The following is a 1,109-nucleotide window of genomic DNA, read 5'->3' as shown; positions in this document are numbered from 1 at the left end:
GTATATTTATATTTAAAATAACAAATATGTATTTACTATGTAATGATTTTGTAACTTTTTTAAAATAAATGTAAGTATAATTTTATTATAAATGATATGAGGTGTTTACATATGAAGAGATTAATACTAATTTTAATAAGTATAATATTAGTTTTTATAAGTGTACGAGGAGTTTTTTTTAGTTCTATTATTATTAAAGATAATAAAACAATTAATGAAGCCATAGAAGTTTTAAATAATAATAATGATATTGAAACTATTAAAAACAGTATTAAATTAGAAAAAGAAAAATCTAAAGAGAAGGAAGAAATACAAGCTTCTGAAGAAATTAGTTTTTTTCAATTTTATAAGAATACATTGTTTTTAGGTGATTCAATAACAGAAGGATTAATAGATTATGAATTAGTTAATGAGTACAATGTCATAGCTGAAAAAGGAGATAATGTGAAAGATGCAATCAGTAAAATAGATAAGATTAAGCAAATAAATCCTGAAAGTATAGTTCTATTTTATGGCATGAATGATGTAATCGAATTTGATGGTTTAAATGAAAATTTAACAGAAGACAAGTTTAGAGAAATATATAAAAGTTTAATTAATACCATAAGAAGTGAATTGCCAAAAGTAAAAATTTATGCAATTTCTCCTACTAATGTACTGAGTAATGCAATAAATACTAACTATAGATTAACGAATGAAAATATATTTGAATTTAGAAATATTATTAAAGAAGTTTGTAGTGAAACAAATGTAGCATATGTGGATGTAAATTCTAAAATTAGTAGTAGAACAGATTTATATGAGGGAGATGGGATCCATTTTAAATATGAGTTTTATAATATTTGGCTAGAGACGTTAAAGGAAAGCATTTTGATAGGAGAGTAATAAGATGATTAGAGGGAAATATTCAAGGATTTATATTATCGAGATATTATTTGTAGTATTAATTTTTATTTTAGCTTATCCATTTTTAAAAGAAAAGGAATTGAATATAGAAGCTCTAAGTGAGGATATTAATAAGCTTATAACCGAAGATTATAAAAAAGGTACAATAGAAGATTTAAGGAAAATATATGGTGTTTCTACAAATGATATAGATAACTATATAT

General features: G+C 22.5%; 2 protein-coding genes. Both read left to right on the top strand.

Annotated features, from left to right (window positions below):
- Nucleotides 1–111: 111 nt before the first annotated feature.
- Complete coding sequence (locus E6248_RS16245; RefSeq protein WP_316341801.1) at nucleotides 112–885, top strand: GDSL-type esterase/lipase family protein; 774 nt, start codon at nucleotides 112–114, stop codon at nucleotides 883–885.
- A gap of 4 nt (nucleotides 886–889) precedes the next feature.
- On the top strand, nucleotides 890–1,109 hold a 220-nt coding region (locus tag E6248_RS16240; protein WP_396335168.1), incomplete at its 3' end, for a hypothetical protein.

The organism is Clostridium sp. (genome assembly GCF_032552055.1).
GTDB lineage: Bacteria > Bacillota > Clostridia > Clostridiales > Clostridiaceae > Clostridium.
The sequence above is the reverse complement of the archived record's forward strand: the minus strand, read 5'-3'. Positions and strand labels throughout refer to the sequence as shown.

Bases quoted from the DNA above. Each gene is read 5' to 3' on its own strand.
- E6248_RS16245 (WP_316341801.1), top strand. From the start codon at position 112: ATGAAGAGATTAATACTAATTTTAATAAGTATAATATTAGTTTTTATA.